Below are 18483 nucleotides of genomic sequence, written 5' to 3'. Positions count from 1 at the left end.
AAATAATGACAGCTGATAAAGTTAAAACTTTCGATGTGTTAATCGAAATTCCGAGAGGAAGTAGAAATAAATACGAGTACGATTTCGAGTTAAAAAGAATGCGTTTCGACAGAATGTTATTCTCATCCATGATGTATCCTGCCGATTACGGTTTTATTCCTGAAACCTTAGCATTGGACGGAGACCCGTTGGATGTATTGGTTTTGGTTAACGAACCGACTTTTCCAGGATGTGTAATGGAAGTAAAACCAATCGGAGTTTTCCACATGGCAGACGATAAAGGTCCGGATGAGAAAATCATCTGTGTACCGGTTTCCGATCCGATCTGGAATAAATTAGACGATTTGTCAGACATGAACCCGCATTTGGTAAAAGAAATCGAACACTTCTTCCAGGTATACAAAGATTTGGAGAACAAACAGGTTGACGTTGAAGGATGGGGAGATGTAAACGATGCCAAACGAATTCTGAAAGAATGTGTGGACCGTTTCAATGCTTTGGAAAACAAACCGGAAGGGTTATTCAGTATTAAATAATCCGATTTCCTAAAATTTTATAAAAAAAGCAATATTCTGAAAAGAGTATTGCTTTTTTATTTGTTTTTGTTTCTATATATTTACGAATATATTAACCAAATACCAAAAACAAATTTATGGAATCAATGATGATTTACGTGCCGGTGATTATGGCATTGTTGGGACTCGCTTTTATGTGGGTCAAAAGGAGTTGGGTTTTAAAGCAGGATGCAGGGGATGGAAAAATGAAAGAGATTTCAGATCACATCTACGAAGGGGCATTAGCTTTTCTTAAAGCAGAATACAGATTATTGGCACTTTTTGTTGTTGGAGCAAGTATCGCTTTGGCATCAATTTCTTTTATAGTGCCAACTACACATATTTTAATAGTGGTGGCTTTTATTTTCGGCGCTTTCTTTTCGGCACTGGCCGGAAATATGGGGATGAAAATCGCTACCAAAACCAATGTCAGAACCACACAAGCCGCACGTACCAGTTTACCGCAGGCATTGAAGGTTTCTTTTGGCGGTGGTACCGTAATGGGACTTGGTGTTGCCGGATTGGCGGTATTGGGATTAACCTCTTTCTTCATTTTCTTCTTTCATTTTTTCATGAATGGTACCTGGACTTCTTCGGAAGACATGACCATTGTGCTGGAAACATTAGCAGGATTCTCTCTTGGAGCGGAATCCATCGCTTTGTTTGCCCGTGTGGGTGGAGGAATTTATACCAAAGCAGCCGATGTAGGTGCTGACTTGGTAGGTAAAGTTGAAGCCGGTATCCCGGAAGATGATCCTCGAAATCCTGCAACTATTGCGGATAACGTAGGGGATAACGTAGGTGACGTAGCCGGAATGGGCGCCGATTTGTTCGGTTCGTATGTGGCAACAGTTTTAGCAGCCATGGTGCTTGGGAACTATGTAATTAAAGATATGGGAGGCAATCTTCAGGATGCTTTCGGAGGAATAGGACCAATTTTATTACCAATGGCGATTGCCGGTTTCGGAATTTTATTTTCGATTATCGGAACCATGTTAGTGAAAATTTCGAGCAACGATGCAAAAGAAAAACAAGTACAGGGTGCTTTAAACGTAGGGAACTGGGTTTCTATCGGATTAACATTGGTGGCTTGTTTCTTCTTAGTGCAATACATGTTACCCCCAACCATGAAAATGGAATTTTACGGGGAAGGTCTAAAAGACATTTCATCTATGAGAGTATTTTATGCTACAATCGTTGGTTTAACGGTGGGTGGTGTAATCTCTTCGGTAACGGAATATTATACAGGATTGGGAACGAAACCGGTTTTGGCTATTGTTCAAAAATCAGCTACAGGAGCGGGAACTAACGTAATCGCTGGTTTGGCAACCGGAATGATTTCCACATTCCCGACCGTATTGTTATTTGCCGGTGCCATTTGGATTTCGTATGCTTTGGCAGGATTCTACGGAGTGGCGTTGGCCGCTTCGGCAATGATGGCTACTACGGCTATGCAATTGGCGATTGATGCGTTCGGACCTATTTCCGATAATGCAGGGGGAATCGCCGAAATGAGCGAATTACCAAAAGAAGTGCGTACCAGAACCGATATTTTGGATTCGGTTGGAAATACGACTGCAGCAACCGGAAAAGGGTTTGCCATTGCTTCGGCAGCATTAACGTCGTTGGCTTTATTTGCGGCGTATGTAACATTTACCGGAATTGACGGAATCAACATCTTCAAAGCGCCGGTTTTAGCGATGTTATTTGTTGGTGGAATGATTCCTGTAGTATTCTCTGCTTTGGCAATGAATTCTGTTGGAAAAGCCGCGATGGATATGGTGTACGAAGTACGTCGTCAGTTCAAGGAAATCCCCGGAATCATGGAAGGAACCGGAAAACCGGAATACGGAAAATGTGTGGAAATTTCAACAAAAGCAGCCTTACGCGAAATGATGTTGCCGGGTATTTTAACTATTGGTTTCCCAATCGCAATCGTGTTATTAGGTAAATTAGTGTATTCCGATAACAATCAATTAATCGCCGAAATGTTAGGAGGCTATATGGCTGGAGTTACCGTTTCGGGTGTACTTTGGGCTATTTTCCAAAACAATGCCGGAGGTGCTTGGGATAATGCTAAAAAATCGTTTGAAGCCGGAGTTTTGATTAACGGCGAAATGACTTATAAAGGTTCGGATGCCCACAAAGCGGCTGTTACCGGAGATACGGTTGGAGATCCTTTCAAAGATACTTCAGGACCATCAATGAACATTCTAATCAAATTAACCTGTTTGATTGGATTGGTGATAGCGCCAATTTTAGGAGGACATTCTGCAACATCAGGAAAAGAAGCCTGTTGTGCCCAATCGGAAATGCATGCCGGTCACAAAATGAAATGTGACATGTCCAAAATGGCCATGATGACCAAAGACGAATGCGCCAAAATGTGTGACGAAATGGGCTGTTCGGAAGAAGAAAGAGCCATGTGCATGTCCCATTTCAACGAAAGCGGAAAATTCATCGGCGGAAAAGGGATGAAGTGCGACATGTCAAAATGCGCCACAATGACCAAAGAAGAATGCGCTAAAATGTGCGACGATATGGGTTGCTCTCCGGAAGAAAAAGCAATGTGCCTGTCCCATTACGACGAAAACGGAAAATTTAAAGGTGGTGAGTGCAAAATGGAATGCTGCGCCGGAAATGAGGATATGAAAAACGAAACAATGAAACGCGTTTCGATTGAAAAAGAAACCAATAACGGTAAAACCAAAGCAACGGTAAAAATTGCAACGGTGGAAAACGGCAAGGAAACGGAAAAAGTGGAAACTTTCGAAGGAACGGCAGCCGAAGTCGATGCTAAAATAGCGGAGTTTAAAAAGGAATAATTTTTTCAGACAATAAATAAAAGTCTCACAATTTGTGGGACTTTTTTATTTTACTAATTTTAGCAAAACAACAACACAAACAACAATGCCCAAAATAGCTGCACTTTTTCTGCTTTTAGTGGTTAACATTGGTTTTGCCCAAGGCCAATTGCCATTAATTCCACAACCCAAAGAACTGATTCAAAAAGAAGGAAACTTCATTGTAAACCCAGGAACACTTATTCTAATTGGAAATTCCGAAAGCGATACGGAAATTAAACTGTTCAATCAGTTCCTGAAGACTAGTTACGGTTTCGAACTGATAACGACGAATAATTCCAAAAGTCCGCTAAATACGATTCAGATTCAGGTTAAAAATCCCAAAGAAAAACAATCGGGAAAATACGAGCTGAAAGTAATCAATTCACAAATCCAGATTTCCGCCCAAGGAAACATCGGACTTTTTTACGCGTTTCAGACCTTACAGCAATTGCTTCCAATTCAAAATTCGACAGAAATAAAAATCCCTTGTCTCGAAATTAAAGACGAACCAAAATACACCTGGCGCGGCATGCATTTAGACGTGGGCCGCCATTTCTTTCCGAAGGAATTCATCAAAAAATACATTGATTATCTGGCGATGTACAAGATGAATACGTTTCATTGGCATTTAACCGAAGACCAGGGCTGGCGCATTGAAATCAAAAAATATCCGAAATTAACCGAAGTCGGCGCCTGGAGAAAAGGCTCGATGGTGGGGCATTATAACGATCAGACGTTTGATGATAAAAAATACGGCGGCTTTTATACACAGGAGGAAATTAAGGAAATCGTGGCCTACGCCAAAGCGCGTCACATCACCGTAGTTCCCGAAATCGAAATGCCCGGACATTCGCAAGCGGCTTTAGCGGCCTATCCGGAATTATCCTGTACCGGCGGACCATTCGAAGTGGCTACCCAATGGGGTGTTCTGGACGATGTCTATTGCCCGAAAGAAACTACTTTTCAGTTTTTAGAAAATGTTTTGGATGAGGTTTTAGCTTTGTTCCCCTCTGAATACATTCATATCGGAGGCGATGAAAGTCCGAAAACCCGCTGGAAAAACTGCGCACATTGCCAGAATCTAATCAAAAAAGAAGGACTGAAAGACGAACACGAATTACAAAGTTATTTCATCCGACGTATCGAGAAATTTTTAAACGGAAAAGGACGCCAAATTATCGGTTGGGATGAAATTCTCGAAGGCGGATTGGCACCCAACGCGGCTGTAATGAGCTGGCGCGGTACCGAAGGAGGAATCGCCGCGGCAAAACAAAAACATTATGCGGTAATGACGCCGGGTTCGCATTGCTATTTCGACCATTATCAGGGTGAACCGAAGAACGAACCGGTAGCTATCGGTGGTTATACGACCGTGGAAAAAGTGTATTCGTTCGAACCGACACCAAAAGAACTGACTTCCGAAGAGGCAAAGTATATCTTGGGCGCCCAAGGCAATGTCTGGACCGAATACATGAATACATCCGAACACGTGGAATACATGATCATGCCGCGAATGGCCGCTTTGGCCGAAGTGGTTTGGGGTACTTCCGATGCCACAAAATATCAGAGTTTCCAAAACCGACTGATCCAACATTTTTCGGTTTACGATAAAAAAGGAATCAATTACAGTCGGGCACTATTTGAAGTGACTTCCAAAGTGAGTCCGTCCGAAAACGGAAAGGGCGTTCTCTTCGCACTTAAATCGGCCAACCCCGGCATTCATTTTACAACCGACGGAACGACTCCGACCGGCAATTCAAGAAAATATGATAACCCCGTTTTGGTAACGAAAAACCAAACTATAAAAGCGGCTTATTTTGAAAATGGAAAACAGAAAAGCGCCGTAATCGAACAGCCGTTTTTCATCACCAAATCCACCGGAAAGAAAATAAGTCTGATAAACCAACCGCACGAGAATTACGGGATTGGAGGTTCCTTTACCTTGGTGGACGGCATGCGCGGGAACATGGAAAAATACGGGCGCGACTGGATCGGTTTCTGGGGAAAAGATTTGGACGCGACCATCGATTTAGGAAAAAAACAATGCGTTTCCAAAGTAACGATGGATGTGCTAACCAATGACGGAAGTTGGATTCATTATCCGAAATACATCGAAGTGTTGGTTTCCAAAGACGGAAAAGCGTTCCAGTCGGTAAAGAAAGTTACTGCTGAAGAAATCCGTAAAATGAAAGGTATTGTGACGATTGAATTCGGAAAACAAAAAACCAAATACATCAGAGTCATCGCACCCAACGCAGGTAAAGTTCCCGACGGAAAACCGGGCGCAGGTTCCGATTGCTGGCTGTTCGTGGATGAAATTATGGTGGAATAGCTCATGCAAGGTTTTTAGAGCCTTGTAGCTTTCTTTAATTTAAAAACATAGAGTATGGCCAACCGCAGAAATTTTTTAAAGACCACCGCCATCGCTTCGGTAGCGGTAGCATTGAATGCCTTTCGTGGGAAACCGGAAGAGGATGAAATCATTATTCCTCCCGGAAAAGTAAAAAAACCTATCGTGCTTTCCACCTGGAATTTCGGAATCCTTGCCAATGAAGCCGCTTGGGAAGTTTTGAAAAATAATGGGCGTGCCTTGGATGCTGTGGAAGCCGGTGTGAAAATTCCCGAAGGTGATCCGAACGAGCGCAGTGTAGGTTACGGCGGAAGACCGGATCGTGACGGCCGAGTGACATTGGATGCCTCTATCATGGACGAGTTTTCCAACATCGGTTCGGTAGCGTGTCTGGAACACATCAAACACCCGATTATGGTGGCACGCGCCGTGATGGAAAAAACGCCGCATGTAATGTTGGTAGGCGAAGGGGCCTTGCAATTTGCACTTACGCAAGGACATAAAAAAGAAAACCTGCTGGTAGAGGCTTCCGAAAAGGAATGGAAGGAATGGCTGAAAACCAGCAATTATAAACCTATTGCGAATATTGAAAATCACGATACCATTGGAATGATTGCGTTGGATACTCACGGAAATCTGTCGGGAGCCTGTACTACGAGCGGTATGGCGTATAAAATGCACGGACGCGTAGGCGATTCCCCTATTATCGGAGCGGGATTATATGTCGATAACGAAATCGGAGCCGCTACCGCAACCGGACACGGGGAAGAAGTCATCCGGATTACCGGCTGTCATCTGGTGGTGGAACTGATGCGTCAGGGAAGATCACCGCAAAAAGCCTGTGAAGAAGCCGTGGCACGAATCGTAAAACTGACTAAAATCCGAAATAAAAATCTGAAAGACATTCAGGTAGGATTCATCGCATTGAACAAAAAAGGCGAACACGGAGCGTATTGCGTTCAAGGCGGATTCAATTACGCAAAATACGACGACACCGGAAACAAATTAATTGACGCCGATTACTTTTTACGATAATGGAAAAATTAGAAATAGCCTGCTTTAACCCGGAATCGGCAGTAATTGCACAACAAGGCGGCGCCGACAGAATAGAACTTTGTGATAACATTCATCTAGGCGGAACCACGCCCGATTTTGAGGTTACCCGACAAATCCGCGAGCAATTAACCATTCCCTTATACGTGATGATTCGTCCGCGAGGAGGGAATTTTGTGTATTCGGAAGAAGAATTCCAACAGATGAAAAAAGACATTCAGCATTTCAAAAAAATCGGAGTGTATGGTTTTGTGTTTGGGATACTGAACGATGACAAAACCGTAAATGTGCAGCAAAATTCAGAATTGGTTGCATTGGCCAGACCATTTCCCTGTACGTTTCACAGGGCTTTTGACGAAGTGCAAAATGTTTTCGAATCATTGGAAGCAGTAATACAGTGCGGATTTTCAACATTGCTCACTTCGGGAACCATGCCGAATGTAATTGAAGGTATTACGGTTTTGCAGCAATTGGTGGAAAAAGCGAAGAACCGAATTACCATCATGCCGGGCGGCGGATTGCGTTCCGGTAATATAAAAATGCTGCAACAACAAACCAATGCCGGTTTTTACCATTCTTCAGCCATAACCGACGGAAGGGAAACCGCTAATATTGATGAGGTTAAAGCGTTGAAGTCACACTTACTGTAATGAAAAACCTCTTGAGATTTCTTTTTATTTTCTGTTTGCCGATGATGGTTACGGCACAAAATTTCCATTCCGATTTGGGAAAGGAAAATTGGAATTTCAGAAAGAAAGGCGATGCGAATTGGCTTCCTGCTTCCGTTCCGGGAACCGTTCACACGGATTTGTTTAACAATAAAGTGATTCCGGATCCTTTTTCCGGAACGAATGAAAAGCAATTGCAGTGGATTGAAAATGAAGATTGGGAATACGAAACGACTTTTGTTTTATCTGCCAAAGATTTTAAAAACGAAAATATCGATTTACAGTTTGACGGATTGGATACGTATGCTGAAGTTTTTCTGAACGGAAAATCGGTTTTAAAAGCCGATAACATGTTCCGAATCTGGAACATCGAGGTGAAAAAACAGCTGAAAGTCGGACACAATAAAATAACGGTTGTTTTTCAATCCGCAGTAAGAAAAGGAAAAGAAGCAGCGAAAAAACTCAAATACACGTTGCCGGGCGATGAAAAAATATTCACCCGAAAAGCGCAATATCAGTACGGTTGGGATTGGGGCCCACGATTCGTAACGGCAGGAATCTGGAAAAAAGTACAACTCCATCTCTGGAATTCGGCGCAACTCGAAAATGTCAGATTTGAACAGCAATCCCTTTCAGATGCCAAAGCGCAATTGCTTTTTACGGCCGAGGTGAATTGTCGGAAATCTGGAAAATACAAGCTGAAAATCAATGATACATCGGAAACCTATTCTCTGAAAAAAGGCAAAAACCAACTGAAAATCAGTTACGAAATCAAAAATCCGAAACGTTGGTGGTCCAATGGTTTGGGGGAACCGCATTTGTATCCGTTTACCATTTCACTTTCGGATAAAAACGGAAATTTGGATAAAAGAGAGTTGAATATCGGGTTGCGCACCATCGAACTGGTTCAGGAAAAAGACGACTTCGGTAAAAGTTTTTATTTTAGACTGAATGGCGTTCCGGTTTTCATGAAAGGAGCCAATTATATTCCTCCCGACAGTTTTCTGCCAAGAGCAAAAGATTCGGTATATAAAAGTATCGTTAAAAATGCCGTAGATGCGAATATGAACATGCTCCGTATTTGGGGTGGCGGGGTGTATGGGGATGATGCTTTTTACGACGAATGCGATAAAAACGGGATTCTCGTTTGGCAGGATTTTATGTTTGCCTGCGCGATGTATCCGGGTGATAAAGCATTTATGGATAATGTAAAACAGGAAGTCATCGATAATGTAAACCGACTTCAAAATCATCCGAGTCTGGCGCTTTGGTGCGGAAACAATGAAAACGATGAAGGTTGGCACAATTGGGGTTGGCAGAAACAATACCAATATTCGGCTGCGGATTCCACTAAAATCTGGAACGACTATAAAAAACTGTTTCATGAACTGATTCCGAAAACACTCGATAGTTTACTGACGAAAGAGAAAAATTTATATTGGCCGTCCTCACCGTCCATCGGCTGGGGAAGAAAGGAGAGTCTGCTTCAGGGTGATTCCCATTATTGGGGCGTTTGGTGGGGCATGGAGCCGTTTGAAATTTATAAGAAAAAAGTCGGCCGATTTATGTCGGAATACGGTTTTCAAGGGATGCCCAAACTGCAAGCATTTAAGGCTTTTGCAAATGAAACCGACTTACATCTTGCTTCCGAAACGGTAAAAAACCATCAGAAACATCCAACAGGCTATCAGACCATTCAAACGTATATGGAACGGGAGTATAAAGTTCCGACGCAATTCGAAGAGTATATTTATGTTTCCCAATTGTTACAGGCGGAAGGAATGAAAACCGCGATTGAGGCGCATCGGAGGGCAAAACCGTATTGTATGGGCACCTTGTATTGGCAATTGAACGATTGCTGGCCGGTGACGTCGTGGAGTTCGGTGGATTATTTTGGAAATTGGAAAGCGTTCCATTATCAGGCGAAGCGCAGTTTTGAACCTATCCTGGTTTCGGTTGCAGAAGAGGACAATCAGTATAAAGTGTATGTGGTTAGCGATGAATTGACTCCGAAAAAGGGAAGATTGCAACTTGAATTGATCGATTTTAAAGGAAATGTTTTATGGAAATCAACTTCGGAAATTCAGGTAGAGGGAAACACCGGTAAAGAGTATTATGCGATTGCTGGAAAAGAGATGGAGAAGTTCAATTCCAAACAGGTGGTACTTTCGGTAAAGCTTTTATTGTCTGATGCAGATGTGAAATCGACATTGTTTTATTTTGAAAAACCAAAGGATTTAGAATTGAAGGAACCGAAAATCACCATCAGATACCGGAATGAAAATACGATGGAAATTTCTTCCGATGTTTTGGCGAAAAATGTTTTTCTTTCAGTTGATGCTGTTCATTTTTCAGATAATTATTTTGATTTGTTACCGGGTGAAAAACGAATTATCCACTTCTCAGGACATATTGAAAATCTTAAGATTAAGACATTGAACGAGTTTTAAAAACCTCCAACCGGACCCGCACCGGTACTCCAACCACTCGATGTAATAAGTGCAACCAAAAGTCCGATGGTAACCGTGACGCCGGCAATGGTAAGTAGTCGTGACTTTGGTTTGTTGATTATTTGGATTTGTTGGATTTCTTCTTTTTTGATTTCTTTTTTGATGATGTTTAACCCGGATTCCTCAAGGCCATAATAGGTGCTGTCCGTTTTTTCGATTCTTTTGAAGAATCGTTTCTTGTTGTCGACTGTAGTGATTTTTAACCTTTGATTGGATACAGCAACTTCTTCAAGCGGCACGGGAATTTTTTGGTACACATGACAACTCCCGAATAATAAACTCATTGTCAAAAGATAACAAAGCCATTTGTGTTTTCCTGAAGGTGCCATTTCCAATCCTTTTGAAATAAAGGTATAAAAAAATCCCGATGTAAATCGGGAGTGTAGAATTTAAAATAATCCGTTTATTTCGGCATCGATTCGGTTGATGATCATTCCTAAATCTTCAGGATTATCTACAAAATTGATGTTGTCCACATCGATAATCAATAATTTTCCTTTGTTATAGGTTTGCACCCAGGCCTCGTAACGCTCGTTCAATCGGCTCAAATATTCGATGGATATGGTATTTTCATAATCACGTCCGCGTTTGTGAATCTGGGAAACCAAATTCGGGATGGAACTTCTCAGGTAAATCAGCAAATCGGGAGCGCCAACCAAATTTTCCATCAGTTCGAATAACGAGGAATAATTTTCGAAATCGCGGTTGCTCATCAATCCCATTGTGTGAAGATTCGGCGCAAAAATATGGGCGTCTTCATAAATGGTTCGGTCCTGAATGATTTTTTTTCCGCTTTCACGAATCTGCAATACCTGACGGAAACGGCTGTTCAGGAAATAAATCTGTAAGTTAAACGACCATCGGTCCATCGAATGATAAAAGTCATCCAGATACGGATTGTCCACCACATCTTCAAAATGAGGTTCCCATTTGAAATGTTTGGATAAAAGTCGGGTTAAAGTGGTTTTTCCGGCGCCAATGTTTCCTGCTACAGCTATATGCATTATGGTAAAATTATTTTGTAATTCCTGATTTCGTTGGTGGTAAAAATAGACAAAATTTGTTCTTTATAATAAAAATTGTCAAAGCTTTTTTCGGGTAAGGAAACGATTTGTGAAGTTTGTTTTTCTACCTCAAAAAGATTTAATAAAGCGCCTTTTTTTAACAGGATTTGCTTGGAAGAAATAATTTGAATCTGATCGAATTCCGGTATTTTTCCAAGGAAACTTATTTTTCCGTAGTTGTTGGACGCATACAGATTCTGCTGATTGTCAACCCAGTAAAAATAGTTGTAATCCGATTTTGAATGGATAATCGGTGTTTCAAACGGCACTGAAATGGGATGGAAGGTGTTCTTCTGATAATCGTACATACCCAGTTTTTGCGAGGCCTGATCGTAAAGCCAAAGCCGATTTTGTGTCGTTAAGCCGACCCACTGGGGGAGCAATTCGGGATTGGTTTCCGAAAAATTAATTTTAATCGTTTCATTCAGTTGATTGTCCAATACGACCACAGCATTCATTACCTTGTAAAACAAGACAATCTGCAACGGATTGGTTAAGTCCACCTGTTCGATTTTTCCTAAAGCGATGTTTTTATAATCCCATTTTTGCTGCTTGTTCTCTTTTCGGAAGACATTGTCTGATAGGGTATAATTATAACCAAAGGCGTCTTTGCCAACAAAAGCGTCCGCCTCGGTTTTCTGAGTTTCAAGGTGGGTTAAGCCAATGTTTTTTTGTTGGCAAAAGCCGAAACAAAAGTGAAACAGGAAAACGATTTTGAAGATATTTTGCATGAAAGCCAAATTACGAATAAACCTTTTACAAAAACAGCAGTCTAACAAGAATATTTTTGTAACAAAAAACGTTTTCAATCGTCTTATATGTCGTTAATTAACTTAAAAAAATCATGAAAAAAATTTCAATAGCATTGCTAGTATTATTTTGTACTTCATTATCCTCGTTTGCCCAGGAATTTCAAGGGATGGCGGTTTATGAGTCGAAAACCAGTACGGCCGATTTCAAATCGCGAATGGATGGTAACAAAGAGGTGACTCCCGAGATGCGAAAAATGATTGAAGAACGTATGAAGAAAATGTTTGAGAAAACATTTATTCTGAATTTTGACAAGACAAGTTCGATTTATAAAGAAGAAGAGAAACTAGACGCTCCAGGACAAAATGCAGGCGGTTTCCGTGTGATGAGCTCCATGATGGGCGGCGGCGGAACGTTCTACAAAAACGTTAAGGATAAAACCTATACGGTGGATAAGGAATTCATGAGTAAGGAATTTTTAGTGGTGGATTCCCTGCCCAAATTGGCATGGAAGCTGGGAAGCGAAACCAAGAAAATCGGGGATTATACCTGCTTTAAGGCAACGGCGATAAAACCGGTTAGCGCTTCCGATTTCAGAAATGCCCGTCCTAAAAAAGAAGAAGCTAAAAAAGAGGAGGCTAAAAAAGGCGAAGAGACCAAAGAAAAGAAAACCAATTTCATGGCGGATTTTGACATGCCGAAAGAAATTGAAATCACCGCATGGTACACTCCGGAAATTCCAATCAGTCAAGGACCTGAGAGTTATTGGGGATTACCGGGTCTGATATTGGAAGTGAACGATGGAAAAACGGTTGTTATGTGTTCGAAACTGGTAATGAATACGAAAGACAAAGTGGAAATTAAAGCGCCCAAAAACGGGAAAGTAGTCAAACAGAAAGAATACGACGATATTGTGGTGAAAAAAATGCAGGAAATGCAGGAGCAGTTCCAGTCACAAGGCGGAAACAGAGGGGGAATGAGAATGGGACATTAATGCAATTAATTAAACAAAAACTTATTTTTATTCCCATTCCCATTATATGAAAAAAATATACCTTGTTGTGCTGTTTCTGGTTACAACAATCGCTTTTTCACAAAACGTGAAATTTGAAGGAGTTATCAAGGACACCACTGGAGTGGCTTTGGAGATGGCCAATATTATGGCAGTCAATCAGGCAACCAAAGCTATGGACGGCTATTCCATTACCAATGACAAAGGGCGTTTTCAAATATCACTGAACGCCAATACCACTTATGACATTAAAGTTAGTTATGTTGGTTTTCAGCCGTATGAAATCACGCTGAAGACCGGTACCGAAAATATCATAAAAAACATTGTACTTAAAGAAGGAACGCTGCTCAAGGAAATCGAAATCGTAAAAGAAATGCCGGTTTCCATAAGTGGCGATACCATTATTTACAATTCCGATTCTTTCAGAAACGGGACGGAGCGTAAGCTGGAAGATGTACTGAAAAAACTTCCCGGAGTCGAAGTCAATAAAGACGGCGAAATTCAGGTGGAAGGCAAGAAAGTGCAGAAAATAATGGTGGAAGGCAAAGATTTCTTCGATGGCGATACCAAAATTGCTACCAAAAACATTCCTGCCGATGCGTTGGATAAAATTCAGGTGCTTCGAAACTACAACGAAGTAACCAACCTGAAAGGCCTGGAAAACAATGAGGAAAACGTAGCCATCAACATCAAACTGAAAGAAGGGAAAAAGAACTTCTGGTTTGGCGACATGACTGCAGGAATCGGTGTGGGGCATAAGGAAGACCGGTACATTATTAATCCGAAACTCTTTTATTACAGTCCGAAATACAGTTTGAATGTCATCGGTAACCGTAACAATATCGGCGAGTTGCCTCTGACCATGCAGGATTACTTCAAGTTTACCGGCGGATTCAAAAACATGATGAAAAAAGGCGGTTCCAGTTTTAATGTGGCCTCGAATGATTTGGGGATTTTAGGCTTGCGAAATAATCAGGCGAAAGAAATCGACACCAAATTCGGAGCGGCCAATTTCAGTTACAACCCATCGAAAGCCTGGACCTTGAGCGGATTCGGAATCTTTTCTTCCAATGAAACCGATATCGAAACCAATGCCAAAACCACACGAACCGACCGGTTACCCGACGGAACGTCTGTGGTTGTAAATGAAACCCGTCAGGATCTTTCCCGTCAGCAATCGTCATTAGGATTGTTTAAGCTGAGCTCAAGTTATGTGCCTTCGGAAAAAGTGCATTTCGATTATGACGCTTTGCTGAAATTGTCGGATCAAAAAGAAAATACCAGCGTTTTTTCCAGTTTGCTGGATGATATTTATACGACCAAAAAGCAGAATCCGTTTTCGTTCAATCAGAATATGAATTACTATTATACGCTGAACGATAAAAACGTGTTTGCCTTTGAAATGCAGCATATGTATCAGGATGAAGATCCGTTTTACAACGCTAATTTAGCGAATCAGCCGTTTGTGTTTTCGGGTTACAATAACACTCAAACTCGTAACGACCTAACGCAAAACCGTTTTGTAAAGACCAATAAAGTGGATGCGAAGTTTGATTATTATTACATGGTAACGCCAAAGAGCAACATCAATCTTACATTGGGAAATACCTATTCGTACCAAAATTTCAATTCCCATATTTTCCAGATACTGGATGACGGAACGCAAAACGATTTGAATGATCCGGAAAATAATAACGATGTGAATTACGCGTTTAACGATGTGTTCATGGCATTGCATTATAAATTCATTACCGGGAAATTTACCTTTAATCCGGGATTCAGTGTGCATAATTATCTGACGAATGATGAACAATTGGGTACATCCAACAAGAATTCATTCAATAGGGTTTTACCTGATTTTTACGCGTTATGGCAATTGAAAAAAGCAGAAACGCTGACGTATAATTTCTCGATGAGCAATAATTTCACTGATATTAATAAGTTAGCACAAGGCTATGTTTTCTCCAATTACAACAGTTTGTTCAGCGGTAACAGAATGTTAGAAAATTCGCTTTCTCAGGTACATTCGTTGCGTTATTTCAAATACAACATGTTTAATTTCGAGAATATTTTCGGTAACATTACCTATACCAGACAAGTTGATGCAGTGAAAAACAAGGCTTTCTTCGATGGGGTAAATCAACAATCTTCGTCGGTAAATATGAATTCTGCTTTCGCCGATGAAACCCTTACGGGAAGCGGAACTTATGGGCGTTCGTTTCTTCGTTATTACAAGGCATCGTTGGGTGCAAGTTTGAACTGGAGTAAGTTTAACAACCTGCGTGTTTATTCGCCAACGGAAGAAAGTGTTCAAACGACAGAATCGTTTACGCAAAATTATACGGCTCGTTTCTCGACGAATTACAAAAAGATTCCGAATCTTGAATTTGCCTATAATTTCACGGTTAATGATTTTTCAAGTGATACGTTTTATGTCGACAGCCCTTCGGTAACTTTGGAATATTACTTCCTGGATGCCTTTTCATTTACTTCGGAATATTCGTTTTATCACAACCGAAACAAAACCAAAACGTCCAATAACGAATACGATTTCTTAACCGCAAGTCTGATGTATCAAAAGAAAGACAGCAAGTGGGAGTGGAAACTTTCCGGAACCAATTTGTTGGATACGAAGTCGATTAATGACAGTAGTTTTGAACAGTTAGGAGGAAGAAGTACCTTTTCAAGTTATATTGTTCAGCCGCGCTATTTGATTTTGAGCGTGAAGTATGCGTTATAGTATAAAATAAAAAACCATTCGCCGCGGCGAATGGTTTTTTTATATCAAAACGGTTTTGAATTACAATCCGAAAGCCGCTTTTACCTGATCAACATAATCCAGTTTTTCCCAAGTAAACAATTCTACAGTAACTGTTTTTGGAGTGCCATTTGGTAATTGGAACGTTTTTGTTACCGTTTCTGGTTTTCTACCCATGTGACCGTAAGCAGCGGTTTCACTGTAAATTGGATTTCTCAATTTCAAACGTTGCTCGATAAAATACGGACGCATATCAAAAACGTTCTCCACTACTTTGCTGATTTCACCGTCAGTCAAATTCACTTTGGAAGTTCCATAAGTTACCACATTGATAGAAGTTGGTTTTGCAACTCCAATCGCATATGAAACCTGTACCAAAACTTCATCACACAATCCGGCAGCCACCAAGTTTTTAGCAATGTGACGCGTTGCATACGCAGCGGAACGGTCTACTTTTGAAGGGTCTTTTCCGGAGAAAGCACCACCACCGTGAGCTCCTTTTCCACCATAGGTGTCCACAATAATCTTTCTTCCGGTTAAACCGGTATCTCCGTGAGGACCTCCGATTACGAAAACACCGGTCGGGTTGATATGGTAGGTAATGTTATCATTGAATAAATGAGCATATTGCGGGTATTTAGCTTTGATTCTTGGAATCAGAATCGAAACTAAATCACTCTTAATTTTAGCTAACATTTCGTTATTGGCGGCTTCTTTGTCAGCTTTTGAATCTGATTTTGGTTTTACAAAATCGTCGTGTTGTGTAGAAATTACAATAGCATCAATACGCTGTGGTTTGTTGTCATCAGAATATTCTAAAGTTACCTGAGATTTTGCATCCGGACGTAAATATTTGATCTCGTTATTTTCTCTTCTTAAACTAGCCAATTCAATCAATAAAGCATGAGATAAATCCAGTGCCAACGGCATGTAATTTTCTGTTTCATTGGTGGCATAGCCAAACATCATTCCCTGATCACCGGCACCTTGGTCTTCTTTGTTTGCACGTTCAACTCCTTGGTTAATATCAGCCGATTGTTCATGAATGGCAGATAAAATACCACAAGAGTTCGCCTCGAACATGTATTCACTTTTAGTATACCCGATTTTTTTGATTACCTCGCGTGCAATCTCTTGTACATCAAGATAGGTGTTGGATTTTACTTCACCGGCAAGAATTACCTGTCCTGTTGTTACCAAAGTTTCACAAGCCACTTTAGAATCGGCGTCAAACGCTAAAAAGTTATCGATTAATGCATCTGAAATCTGATCCGCCACTTTGTCCGGATGTCCTTCACTCACTGATTCTGACGTAAATAAATAAGCCATAATTAAATTGTTTTAAATTTAAGCGAGGAAAAATAATTGCAGGGAATGCCTAAAGGAGTAGTAGTTACTGCTTTAGCATTTTTTAATGAGGTTGCAATCAGTTCAAATTTTTCCTCTGGTTTTCGTTTGCAAATGTATGAAACAAATTTAATTTCCAAACGAAACTTGTCTTTTTTTTGTTTTTTAAGAATTCGCAAACAAAAGTTGGTTTTGAAGGTTTTAAATAAATTATCAACAACAAAAAATGTTAAAATTTACTTTTTTGTTTGGTTAGTTCGAAATTAGTCCTCAATTTTGCATCAACAAATAAGAGAAAAAATGAATTCAATTAAGCGATATATGTGTAATTTTAAGTGGAAAACCTCCGCAGAGCATGCTATTGTTTAAATTGAAAGTCAAATTTTAATATACAGTTAAAGCCTCTGCCAACCGCAGGGGCTTTTTTTATGAAATCGGTTAAAAAATATTTCGAAACAAGTTCAAAACAAAATGAAAAATACAACAGCAATTACAAAGTTTAATAAACGATTTATGTGCAATTATATGCGCCCTAATTCCCATTGTTGTTACCGAAACCGGATGAGTTAATCTCAAGTTATAGTTCAAACTGTAAAAGTCCTTTTGGTAACAAATCCGAAAGGGCTTTTTTATTTTCCGAAAAACATTGTTTGCCCAAGGTCGTCAAGAACGCCCTTCAACCGGAAGAAAATATATTAATGGGCGTTTAAAATAAATTTCAATCAAATAAAATAAATAGATCATGACAGCTTTAAAAAACAAAATAAGAAGAATACAATCCATTGTTTCATCCATAGAGAACGCACACAATATCGCAGTGGAACACCAAATAAACGAAGTGAAAGAAGAAACCATTGCCGCTTCCGAATTACTGATTTTACAAATCAATTCCGAAGAAAACGAATTTCTTTTCATTTAATAAGAACAGTACACATAATCGAGACATGAGTAACAGAACAATAGCAATAAAAGGGACTTCAGGGATAGGGAATCAGTTTTTGGTGCAAACCACAGATTCCAAGGTGACCATCAGTAATTCGGTTTCGGGTGAATCGGGTACAGGGCCGAGTCCGACGGATTATCTGCTGGCCGGTTTTGCGGGAAGCATTAATGCGGTAGGGCTGATGGTAGCCGAAGAATTGGGAATCGAACTGCAGTCGGTGGAAGTTGAAATCATCGGTGAATTGGTCCCGATAGCTATCGGGACCAAAAAGGCAGAAGGGATTCAAACTCGATCCAGAGCCGGTTTCAGAAAAATCGATGTCATCGTTAAGCCGATTTCGGATGCACCGTTGGAACTGTTAAAACAATGGATTGATCAGGTCAAAGAGCGATGTCCTTTGCGTGATAACCTGATGAATTCTACTCCGGTCGTACTCACATTGCTCAAAGAATACAGTCAGCACGGTGCTGCCTGATACAAGTTGTTTTTGTTTGTTTTTAAACCGTCTCTCGACTTATTGATGACGGAGACGGTTTTTTATAAACGGAATAAATAACTACAAAAGAGTTTTAAATTTAAAAAATAAAGAAAAAAAAACTATTTAATTTGTTTATTTAGAAAATTAATC

Annotated in this window: 15 protein-coding genes; 11 read left to right on the top strand and 4 right to left on the bottom strand. The window is 40.5% G+C overall.

All coding sequences use genetic code 11. The features are described from left to right. Positions 1-5: 5 nt before the first annotated feature. The 6 genes from BLQ05_RS08900 to BLQ05_RS08875 all read left to right on the top strand — a co-directional run bounded on the left by BLQ05_RS08900 (position 6) and on the right by BLQ05_RS08875 (position 9921). Complete coding sequence (locus BLQ05_RS08900; RefSeq protein ID WP_023575962.1) at positions 6-536, top strand: inorganic diphosphatase; 531 nt, start codon at positions 6-8, stop codon at positions 534-536. Positions 537-652: 116 nt separating this feature from the next. Continuing rightward, complete coding sequence (locus BLQ05_RS08895) at positions 653-3379, top strand: sodium-translocating pyrophosphatase (RefSeq protein ID WP_023575961.1); 2727 nt, start codon at positions 653-655, stop codon at positions 3377-3379. Between the two features lie 85 nt (positions 3380-3464). Continuing rightward, positions 3465-5732, top strand: coding sequence for a glycoside hydrolase family 20 protein (locus BLQ05_RS08890; RefSeq protein ID WP_035654246.1), 2268 nt, complete (start codon positions 3465-3467; stop codon positions 5730-5732). Positions 5733-5786: 54 nt separating this feature from the next. Next, a complete protein-coding gene (locus tag BLQ05_RS08885) occupies positions 5787-6785 on the top strand; it encodes an isoaspartyl peptidase/L-asparaginase family protein (protein ID WP_023575959.1) in 999 nt (332 codons plus the stop codon). Next, a complete protein-coding gene (locus tag BLQ05_RS08880) occupies positions 6785-7453 on the top strand; it encodes a copper homeostasis protein CutC (protein WP_035654244.1) in 669 nt (222 codons plus the stop codon). The genes BLQ05_RS08885 and BLQ05_RS08880 overlap by 1 nt, the downstream gene beginning before the upstream one ends. Beyond that, complete coding sequence (locus tag BLQ05_RS08875) at positions 7453-9921, top strand: glycoside hydrolase family 2 protein (RefSeq protein WP_035654241.1); 2469 nt, start codon at positions 7453-7455, stop codon at positions 9919-9921. Before BLQ05_RS08880 ends, BLQ05_RS08875 begins: the two co-directional genes overlap by 1 nt. Here BLQ05_RS08875 and BLQ05_RS08870 read toward each other — a convergent pair. The 3 genes from BLQ05_RS08870 to BLQ05_RS08860 are packed head-to-tail and all read right to left on the bottom strand — an operon-like array spanning position 9918 to position 11776. Then, entirely contained in the window at positions 9918-10310 is a 393-nt protein-coding gene (locus tag BLQ05_RS08870; protein ID WP_023575956.1) for a hypothetical protein, read from the bottom strand. The genes BLQ05_RS08875 and BLQ05_RS08870 overlap by 4 nt on opposite strands. Positions 10311-10370: 60 nt before the next feature. Then, a complete protein-coding gene (locus tag BLQ05_RS08865) occupies positions 10371-10985 on the bottom strand; it encodes a deoxynucleoside kinase (RefSeq protein WP_023569258.1) in 615 nt (204 codons plus the stop codon). Beyond that, positions 10985-11776 (bottom strand): hypothetical protein, encoded by a 792-nt coding sequence (locus BLQ05_RS08860; protein WP_035654238.1) that lies wholly within the window; start codon positions 11774-11776, stop codon positions 10985-10987. Before BLQ05_RS08860 ends, BLQ05_RS08865 begins: the two co-directional genes overlap by 1 nt. Positions 11777-11889: 113 nt before the next feature. On the opposite strand from BLQ05_RS08860, the gene BLQ05_RS08855 reads away from it, so the two are divergent. Continuing rightward, positions 11890-12789, top strand: a complete 900-nt coding sequence (locus tag BLQ05_RS08855; RefSeq protein ID WP_023575955.1) for a GLPGLI family protein — start codon at positions 11890-11892, stop codon at positions 12787-12789. A 46-nt stretch (positions 12790-12835) separates the two neighbouring features. Then, positions 12836-15547: a carboxypeptidase-like regulatory domain-containing protein gene (locus BLQ05_RS08850; RefSeq protein WP_023575954.1), complete on the top strand. Its 2712-nt coding sequence runs from the start codon at positions 12836-12838 to the stop codon at positions 15545-15547. Positions 15548-15607: 60 nt separating this feature from the next. Here the strand turns inward: BLQ05_RS08850 and metK are convergent, their stop codons facing one another. After that, positions 15608-16894 carry a methionine adenosyltransferase gene (gene metK / locus BLQ05_RS08845; RefSeq protein WP_023575953.1) on the bottom strand — a complete coding sequence of 429 codons (1287 nt, stop codon included), beginning with the start codon at positions 16892-16894 and terminating at the stop codon, positions 15608-15610. Positions 16895-16939: 45 nt separating this feature from the next. Between metK and BLQ05_RS08840 the strand changes: the two genes are divergently transcribed. The 3 genes from BLQ05_RS08840 to BLQ05_RS08835 all read left to right on the top strand — a co-directional run bounded on the left by BLQ05_RS08840 (position 16940) and on the right by BLQ05_RS08835 (position 18330). Beyond that, complete coding sequence (locus tag BLQ05_RS08840) at positions 16940-17179, top strand: hypothetical protein (protein WP_035654236.1); 240 nt, start codon at positions 16940-16942, stop codon at positions 17177-17179. A 475-nt stretch (positions 17180-17654) separates the two neighbouring features. After that, on the top strand, positions 17655-17831 hold the full coding sequence (locus tag BLQ05_RS13785) for a hypothetical protein (protein WP_023575950.1): 177 nt from the start codon (positions 17655-17657) through the stop codon (positions 17829-17831). A gap of 25 nt (positions 17832-17856) precedes the next feature. Beyond that, on the top strand, positions 17857-18330 hold the full coding sequence (locus tag BLQ05_RS08835) for an OsmC family protein (protein ID WP_023575949.1): 474 nt from the start codon (positions 17857-17859) through the stop codon (positions 18328-18330). Positions 18331-18483: the final 153 nt, after the last annotated feature.

This window comes from Flavobacterium saliperosum (genome assembly GCF_900100625.1).
GTDB lineage: Bacteria > Bacteroidota > Bacteroidia > Flavobacteriales > Flavobacteriaceae > Flavobacterium > Flavobacterium saliperosum.
The sequence above is the reverse complement of the archived record's forward strand: the minus strand, read 5'-3'. Positions and strand labels throughout refer to the sequence as shown.